Annotated in this window: 7 protein-coding genes; all 7 read right to left on the minus strand. The window is 35.7% G+C overall.

Going from position 1 to position 8,853, the window contains the following annotated elements; genetic code table 11:
• Positions 1 to 459: 459 nt before the first annotated feature.
• The 7 genes from H8J70_RS11970 to H8J70_RS12000 all read right to left on the minus strand — a co-directional run bounded on the left by H8J70_RS11970 (position 460) and on the right by H8J70_RS12000 (position 8,490).
• Positions 460 to 1,041, minus strand: coding sequence for a hypothetical protein (locus H8J70_RS11970; protein WP_186504524.1), 582 nt, complete (start codon positions 1,039 to 1,041; stop codon positions 460 to 462).
• 30 nt (positions 1,042 to 1,071) lie between these two features.
• Complete coding sequence (locus tag H8J70_RS11975) at positions 1,072 to 2,379, minus strand: AAA family ATPase (protein WP_186504525.1); 1,308 nt, start codon at positions 2,377 to 2,379, stop codon at positions 1,072 to 1,074.
• 659 nt (positions 2,380 to 3,038) lie between these two features.
• Positions 3,039 to 4,061, minus strand: coding sequence for a DUF3644 domain-containing protein (locus tag H8J70_RS11980; protein ID WP_186504526.1), 1,023 nt, complete (start codon positions 4,059 to 4,061; stop codon positions 3,039 to 3,041).
• A gap of 521 nt (positions 4,062 to 4,582) precedes the next feature.
• Complete coding sequence (locus H8J70_RS11985) at positions 4,583 to 5,143, minus strand: hypothetical protein (RefSeq protein WP_186504527.1); 561 nt, start codon at positions 5,141 to 5,143, stop codon at positions 4,583 to 4,585.
• Between the two features lie 10 nt (positions 5,144 to 5,153).
• A complete protein-coding gene (locus H8J70_RS11990; protein WP_186504528.1) occupies positions 5,154 to 5,339 on the minus strand; it encodes a hypothetical protein in 186 nt (61 codons plus the stop codon).
• Positions 5,340 to 5,462: 123 nt separating this feature from the next.
• The gene (locus H8J70_RS11995) at positions 5,463 to 8,189 is read right to left on the minus strand and encodes an ATP-dependent DNA helicase (RefSeq protein ID WP_186504529.1); all 2,727 of its coding nucleotides are present in this window, start codon (positions 8,187 to 8,189) and stop codon (positions 5,463 to 5,465) included.
• 55 nt (positions 8,190 to 8,244) lie between these two features.
• Positions 8,245 to 8,490 (minus strand): hypothetical protein, encoded by a 246-nt coding sequence (locus tag H8J70_RS12000; protein ID WP_222433708.1) that lies wholly within the window; start codon positions 8,488 to 8,490, stop codon positions 8,245 to 8,247.
• Between the last annotated feature and the right edge of the window lie 363 nt (positions 8,491 to 8,853).

Raw genomic sequence — 8,853 nt, forward strand, 5'->3', positions numbered from 1 at the left:
GCGACCTATTTCTAATCGTTGTTCTTTCGTTAATTTCACGTGGCAACCTCCCATCTAACAATTGAGGGCATCGGATACTAATTAGAAAATCTTTTATCCAAGATTACTACATTTAGTATCCAATTTCTACCCCCTCCATGTCCAACTTTAGCATACCACGTGCAGGAGAGGTAAAATTTCAAATCGTTCACCAAACAAAAAAAAGGTACCAAATGCTTTCTCCGAGACCGGAGAAAGTGCCCGCAGGGCGATAGAGGTTGAATACAAAAACCAAAATCCACTGCAAAAAAATCACAAAGTGATAAGAAAGCTCCCCAGTTACGAGACAACTTTCTTATATTTTATTGATGGACATTCTTAAAATCGAAGCGGTACTGAAAGAGAAGCATTTCCGAAGATAGGCGTTGAGGTTCACTCTTTCGAGCCTTGCGGCCCAGTTCCCGCTCCGTTAAAACAGCATCAAAGAGGCGGTAAGGCATAGTCTTCTATCTGGTTTCTGAACTCGTCAGAATCCAGCACATATACTTCGCCAAAAAATTCCAATAATTCACAATACTCCTTGATAAATTTTCCTTTTTCATCAAGTGGCCTTTTCCCGGCAAGTTTTTGGAGCGAGTCATTTATTTTAGTGTAGCTATTAGGACCATTTTTTACTTGGCCACCACAAACCAATATAAACCTTGTGGAAATCTGGCAAGTCTCAAAGAATCGATTCTCCAATATGATTTTTTCAAAATAGCGTACACTTTCCGCCACTTTTCTTTTTACATTAATTCTTTCGTCCTTATTTAGTGAACTATTTTTGAACTCGATGAAATTAAGGTATCCGTTGATCCACGTCAAGGCATCTACACTGCAAATCTCCGTGCTCTTCCGTTTTCGTTTACAGTAATTTTGGATAATTCTGTCAAAATTATACGCTGTAAAATCAGAAGCGCACCATTGATTGTCTTTTTTCTTGGAATCTGTAGATAGTTGTGTGATCGTCTGACGCTGATTACGATTTTTTATGAAGAAATTGTCAAGTGAATGTAACGTCATTAAGAACATACCACCTATCTGGCCTTTTGCCTATCTATATTCGTCTTCAATGCTGTTCAATATAGTGAAGGCATTTGCCATTTTTTCAAACAAAGCTTCCATATTATCGGTTCTATCCGTAAAATAGGCAGAATTATCATTCCAGTCCATATTGGAAAGATAGAATTTACACTTATTCTTAATATCATGCTTCATCGCAAAAACATCGATAGCCTTTAAAAAGTAAGGGCTATGCGTTGTGAGCAAAATAGTCAAATCAAAATACTTCTGCAACAACACAATCAATTCAGCATAAATAATCTGCCATTCCGGATGCAGATGGATTTCCGGTTCATCTAAAATTAATACATCCTTTGGTTTCAAAACATCATCTTCCAGCAGCTTTTTCAGTATGACAAAAGCCTTAATCCCAGTAGACAAGTTTGCTATATCGATTGTTCCTGTCAAGCGTTCACTTTTCAGCGCTACATCGCCTCGTTCAGAAATGGTGAATTCGCCTGGCACTACGCGTTTTAGCTTTTCATTAATTTCTTCTAATTGTTTTTCCGCTAAGAGCTTTTCAACCAAATGCCCTTCTTTCGGCTGGTTGAGATACTGCGTTAGTCGCCGATTTAATTCAGATCGAGAGCTCTTTCTCAAAACAAAATCAGGTAAGCTACTCTTTCTCAATGCCGTATCTACAATAAAAGGATCATCAATATAAACAGACTTATTCAATAGATTAATCTGCTGTCCAACCTCTATGCATTGATCGTGATAGAAAGTGCTGGAGATATTCTTGTTTTTAATAGACAAGGTTACGATAGCATTATCTTCTTTACTTCCGTCTTTAGACAGAGAGTTAATCTGCGAATTAAATAAATTTTGGAAATATTCCCCTATAATCCGCTCCTTCAACTCTTCATCCTGTACCTCTTTTATTTTATCCAGGCGAGCCGTGATATTTTTATGTAATTGTTGCTTATCCTCAACAGATAGCGCGTGAAAATCATCGCCTAAGGCATTTTGTATTATTTCATCTACATCAATGGCGTCGAAATCATCGTTGACCTTTATTTTCTTTATATATTGCAGGTAATTTGGCAAAAACAGTGTATTCCGTACATGTTCTTCATCGTTGAAAAAGTTGCCGAATTCAAACGATATGGCTCTATGAATCGCACTCTTCCGTTCTTCTTTTACTTTTTGCGTAATATCATAAAAAGCATCATAAAAAGCAAACAAAATCTTACCCACCGTACTCTTGCCTGTGTTATTATCCCCGGCAATAACAGTAATTCCGTTAAACTCAACAGTTGCCTCTTTTATTTTCGCAAAATTTTTGATAAATAATTTCATAGGGATCCCTCGAATTAACATATTCTCTACCTAATAATACATATGATACCATATTCTGATACAAAGAAAAACGGCTATAATACATACTACCAAGCAGGAAACGAATTAACCGATACTACAACGACTGCTTTCTCCGAGACCGGAGAAAGTACCGGCAGAGCCGGGGATAGAGGTTGACACTTGCTTTCTCCGAGACCGGAGAAAGTACCGGCGGAGCCGGGGATAGAGGTTGACACTTGCTTTCTCCGAGACCGGAGAAAGTACCGGTAGCGAAGCGTAACCGGGGATAGAGGTTGAATTCCACTCTATAAAGTCTTCGGCTCACTTTCGTTCCCAGAGAAAGTAAGGCTTCACTTCTCTCCGTCGATGGATTCCTGGCAAAAAATTAAGGCGCTCGTCATATCGACTCGCGCCCGATAAAACCAATATGGTTTTCGTAGTGACCAAAGTATAGACTATAAAACAAATGCTGTCAATATATGCTTGGCCCTTACTTACTATTCGGCTACAAACTAGTAAATTTATCCAAATTGGTAAGCTAATCTAATTGCATTTCAGTACATATTTGGTATAATGTAATAAGAGCTACTCGTGAAGGAAATAGGCTGGGTTCCCGAATGGGAGTAGGCATTATGCTTAGAAATCCTTTGCCCCTGGGGTTAGCTCTTTTTTATCTGTTTCTTTAGATTCCGAATAATGTTTTCAAGATCTTTTTTTATTTCTGAAAATATAAATTCTATAGCTGAATTACTATATGTAAACTGAGGTGTGGTGCCTCTATCATATATATAACAATATTCTTTATTCGATTTCATATTATAAAACTTTACAATCAAATCAAAATGACTTGTGTTAAAAGTATGATATTTATCATCTGACGGATCTTTAGTAGGGTTTATAAAATTTATATTATTCTTTTTAATTTCTTTATTGATTAATTCTATACACTTCTTCCGTCTATGCGGACAGGTTTGTTGCCAATCCTTCACATTTTTGAAAATAAATGCAGCCTGATCAGCATCCTTTGAGATTGCAACAGATGCCGACGCAATCTCTTTCTTTTTAGTTAAATAAATATCATGTTTTATAAGAATAGCATATTTTTCATTTCCTTCTTCCGGAACAGAATTATTAATATGTGTTAATGTCTCCAACAATTGTTCGGCAATTAATTTTGGATACCTTGCTTGTATTTCTTTTGGTTCAATCGAAGAGACCTTTATAGAAAGAGTTAAAAAGTTAGCAGGGATTTTATCTGTAACGTCAACATCAAAAAAAGTTAACATTTTATCACAATAATTCAACACGCAAGATTGAAAAAATGGTACGTAAATCTGTTCATATTCTTCCGTTATGAAATGTGTACTAGTATTACGCAATTCAATAATTCGTTCCAAATTCATGCGCAATGGATCATTTTTATTGGTAAAAATTTGTTCAATACAGTTAGATAAAGTTATCGTGCGTTTTTCATCCTTCGCGTAGTAGATACTTTTTTCTCCTTTAGTTTTTATAAGATAGGCCTTTAACATTAATTCCCAAGCATTACATATAAAAAATGAAAAGCCTTCTACACGATACCTAATTGTTGGCTTATTATAGATTTCTATCCCTATAATAAAAGCTTCCTGACTTTTTCCCAATAGAAGTTGTATTAAATTCTTAGATTTATCTGTTTCCATATGTGAATTCCTCCCTTCTATATTCCAACATATTTAAACTTCAATTCCACCCTAATGTATTATAGATTACATGAGTAAGATACAAATTTTTCAAAGCTTTCAATTATACTCGCCAAACCAGCAAACCTTATAAATTAAATAAGATTATCGAAATTACGTTCTCACTATTATATCATATGTAATTATTTCATTCAATATTAATACCCATTACCGTTCCAGCAAAATGGAAATCATACATCCTTATATTGTCGCTCTTAGATATCCATCTATCAGTCCGGTACGCATCAGCGGCAAAGTAGCCCATTTCCTGTGGCAAGATGGCCTAAGAGCTCCAGAGTCATGGCCTAAAAAAAGTCTATGCAGATGAGCTAGTTGCTCAGGTTTATGCAAAAAGTACCGGCGGAGCCGGGGATAGAGGTTGAAACACCAACCTAAATGAATCGAATTACAGAAAAAAATCCACCCTCTCAGTCAATCCGACAAGCCGTCTTGACAGCGTCCCCCGTCGGTGGAAGCCTTTCTCAATGCACAAAAATACTAGCAATAGCGCCAATGCCCCCAAGGACAGATGCTCGTTTTTGCCGGGCCTGTTCTTTTTCTTGTTCCTTCTTCAGCTTTTCCTGCCGTTCCTGTTCAGCCTTCAGCCGCGCCTGTTTTGCTTCTTCCGCTTTCTTCTGCTCCTCTGCTACCTTCTGAGCATAGGCCTTCTGCTTTTCCGGGCGATTCACAAGAGCCGCTGCGACGGTCATGATCTTTTCCTCCCGTCCCATAGGAGCTGCCGAATCATGATCAGCCTCGTAAATAGGGGCACTGATGATACCGGCATAAGCCCGGGAATTGGAAACACGAACCAAATCATCCTTGTAATTAGCCACGTATTGCTGCTGCAACTGGGCATTCTGCGACGGAATATCCGTCCGCACAGTGATCCAGGCCGTATCCGCTGCCGGTGAATAAGTCAGAGACGCCGTATCGATATATGTCGTCGTATTCGCATCCGATGCAATCCAATACCAATTCGCCGCGAATACAGGCAAAGAAAATAAAGTCGTAAAAACCAAGGCCAGAAATATCTTTTTCATACGTCCCCTCCTAATCATGCCACTGATGGCCGCACTGACGGCACGTATACCGCAGCTTGTTCGACTTATGCTTCCCGGCAATCAAACCTACAGGCCCTAACACCAGCGTCCCGACGACACCCTTCGTCAAGCTGTAGCCTTTCTTGTCGATATGGATATCCCGGGAATGGCACTTCGGACAAAACAGGCCCTCCATCTCGCGGCTCTCCTTATCAAACTGAGCCTTCTCCGCCTCCTGCGCAACCAGCACCAAACCCTGATCGAAAAAAATTTATACACAATCTGAATGCTTAATTGATTTGCTGAACCTACATCTTAATCAATGTAGGTATATCTTTAATAGGTTCACGTCTTTATTGATATTCAAAGGCTTAATATTAGATAAAACATCATTTTCTACTTCAGGCGTCCAGTATATTTTTAATTTCTCTTGAGCTCTCGTTATTGCTGTATAAAAAATATTATGAGTTATTAATTCACCAACCTCCTTAGCAATGACGATTTTTACAGATTTATACTCTAATCCTTGAGCCTTATGAATTGAAATAGCATAAGCAATTTGGAAGGGGACTACTGTTTCAGTGCTTAACTCATTATCTTCATCAATGTTCTTCTCTTTATAGACAAAAAAACGAATTACCGTGTTGCCATTTTTTGAATTATCTAGAAGCTCTAAGTCATATGGCTCCGCATCCAAACCATTTATTACATTAGTCAGTTCGATATCGAATTGGATGTATTTTGGAGAACCTGCTTCATCAAAAACTTTTACGTCCACTATTGTTCCTCTCATATTATTATAAATGAGAGGAGAAAATCGTTCCGATTCATTAAATAAAATTGGATCGCCAATTTTGTATTGTTGTATTCCCCATTGAATCGCTGGGTTTGGATTATTTTCTTGTAAGAATCTATTGATATTATTTATTCCATACAATCCATCATAATTTAAGCAAAGTATAATTTCATCTACTTCCGACCGTTCAAAAATAGATTCATCTAAGGTATGAGAAAAACCTTGTTGAGTAATCCATTCAATTACATCATCATTCATATTACGAACTTTTTTCCATAAAGTTAATAATTCATCATTTTTACTTCGATATGGATTATTCAAATGAAATACTGAATCGGATGAAATAAATTTTTCAGCAATAGAAAACCAGTTTCCAAATCGAATTGATTTAATTTGATAGTTATCACCCACTAATAAAAGTAGTTTGAATTTTGTGAGGTTTAGGAGAGTATTCATTTCCCTATTGCTCACAGTGCTGCATTCGTCTATTACAACTAAATCAAACTCTCTCTTGATTTTATTTTTTCTGATATACTTTGCGATCGTCATATAACTACAGTTCGCCGCACGTACTCTCCTTTTTAAATTATCAACAGCAGGATTTGTTTGCGCAAGAAAAAGTTTTTCCTTTTTTGCAAAAAAGTTAGAAACATGGTTGATAAGCGTAGATTTACCTACACCAGCAGATCCATAAACAAGTGCAACTCTCGACTTGGCGAACATTTGTCGCAAGACTATCTTTTTTTCTTCACTATCCACTGAACTCCCTTCATTGGCCAACCATTCATTTATGGATTCTGTATAATTCCTTATCCCTCCATTTGACAAAGTCCTAAATTTCTCTATTATTTCGCATGTATCATTCTTATACGCATTAATAAAAATTTGTTTATGCTCAATAACTAATTTGCTAATTTCAAAATGCCCTTCCCATAATAAATTATTATATTGTTGTACTAATGAATTATAATTAGCAAAACGATGTCCTAATTTCTTAATTTCTGTAAAAAGATGTCCATTTATTTCCGTATTATTTCTAACTACTCTGGCTAACAACTCATGATTCCTATTGTCAAATGGGATACACTTAAATAAGGTTGATATCCTAGGATTATGTCCACAAGGAGAATTGATAAACGGCATCGTATCAAACGGAATACATTTATTTTTTAGGTATAATCCTGAAAGTTTATTGTTAATATTTTTATTATATTGATCCTTTATAATCGTATTATTCATATTATATAAGAGGTATCTAATAATATTTTGCCCAGGTTCTTCATTTTGTATTATTTCCCTACACCGAGTAAGGGTATCAATAAATGGCGTAAACCGCAATTGAGTCTTCCATTTATTGATTAAACAATCATAAACCTCAGCAGGAAAACATACTAAATCATTTAAAGAAAATCCTGTTTTTGATAAATACAGGCATATAAGCTTATTTTCTTGTTGCAAAATACTTCTAGCTATATTTTTACCACCTGCTCGAATTGATATAAAATTTTTATATTCACATTCTCTAATAGCCACTGTCCAACCAACTATAATAATGATGGGCATAGTTTTTCCAAGGATATTAATATCCTCAGAAATAAACTCAAATGCGGCAGAATAGTTCTCTGTGATATTAATCTTGGTAAAGGCTATAATTCTATCCGTCTTTTTTATATTATCGCCGGCAGAGGTAAAAGTGATTTCATAATAAATATTCCTATCAACAAAAAAAGGCTTTAATTTCTGAATATAATACTTTTCTCTTATATTTTTTACTGTAACTATTTCATGCTCTTCAATTTTCTCCGCTATCTTAGCATAATATTCCTGTAAATTTGGGTCAGTATGTATAGGGAATTCCTCCAGATTCTCAAATAAACTCATCCCATATTTATTAAACATTAAATTTCTTATTTGAAATAAATATTGATAGTACTTAAGCATCAATCTTTCAGAATTTTCCTCGTCAAAGGTATAGTGGGATGCTACCATTTGTAAAAAACGATGGAAATCATTCAATACTTTCAAACTTCCCATTGATGATAGATTTTTTCTAGCTAATTTTATTTTCTCATATGAATTTTCAACATTAGCCCCGTTTGCATCAATCTTTACCATAATTGCTTCAACTAAATTTCGTAATTGAGATATAATTATTTGGGAAATTTCTCCACGTGAAGAACTCTTTGATCTTTTTATATTTTTACATATTAAATTATTAATATTTTCTATTTCTTGATCTACTAGAAGCATCCTATCGTTTCCTCCTATAATAATTAATCTGTAACAAGATTAATATATACTACGATTACTCCAAACTAGCTTCAATGTACGTTCGTTTCTTACGATACCCTCGAAAAAGCGTTTTCTGATAAGTTCTGAACGTAATTTCTTTACCAAAATTATTGACGCCATCCCAGTTAAAGAAGCTCTTTTTATAATTACCAGGGCTTTCAGCTTTCCTTAACAGAAAATTACAAATCAACCGAACAGCTTTTTCACTTGGTTGTTTTCCCGGATGTTTGTCTTTTACGCCACGAATAACTTCCTCCATACCTTTTATCAAATCCTCAGGCAAGTACGGACAATTATGGAATATCAATATAAACCAGAATTCACGCATTTCCATTGCGTCCGCTATATGTATGCTGATATCAGATAATTGCTTTTGGATTACACTCTTAATTTCGTTGCATATAGAAGCCGAAAATGATTTAGAATACCGAGAATGATATGCTCCCTTCTAGGTAGACATGAGAAATAATAAAATCTCACTCTACTTGGAAGGGAGCATTTATTATGCATAGAACTAAGGTTTGTGCAGAAGAAAAACTACATACGGTGCTAGATATTCTTGCAGGAAAAGAATCAGTATCTCATGCTGTAGCACGATTGTCAGTAAACAAATCCTCTGTAC

This window comes from Megasphaera hominis (assembly GCF_014269395.1).
GTDB classification, from domain to species: domain Bacteria; phylum Bacillota; class Negativicutes; order Veillonellales; family Megasphaeraceae; genus Megasphaera; species Megasphaera hominis.

Bases quoted from the DNA above. Each gene is read 5' to 3' on its own strand.
- H8J70_RS11980 (WP_186504526.1), bottom strand. From the start codon at position 4,061: ATGGAAACAGATAAATCTAAGAATTTAATACAACTTCTATTGGGAAAA.
- H8J70_RS11970 (WP_186504524.1), bottom strand. From the start codon at position 1,041: ATGACGTTACATTCACTTGACAATTTCTTCATAAAAAATCGTAATCAG.
- H8J70_RS11975 (WP_186504525.1), bottom strand. From the start codon at position 2,379: ATGAAATTATTTATCAAAAATTTTGCGAAAATAAAAGAGGCAACTGTT.
- H8J70_RS11995 (WP_186504529.1), bottom strand. From the start codon at position 8,189: ATGCTTCTAGTAGATCAAGAAATAGAAAATATTAATAATTTAATATGT.
- H8J70_RS11985 (WP_186504527.1), bottom strand. From the start codon at position 5,143: ATGAAAAAGATATTTCTGGCCTTGGTTTTTACGACTTTATTTTCTTTG.
- H8J70_RS12000 (WP_222433708.1), bottom strand. From the start codon at position 8,490: ATGGAGGAAGTTATTCGTGGCGTAAAAGACAAACATCCGGGAAAACAA.
- H8J70_RS11990 (WP_186504528.1), bottom strand. From the start codon at position 5,339: ATGGAGGGCCTGTTTTGTCCGAAGTGCCATTCCCGGGATATCCATATC.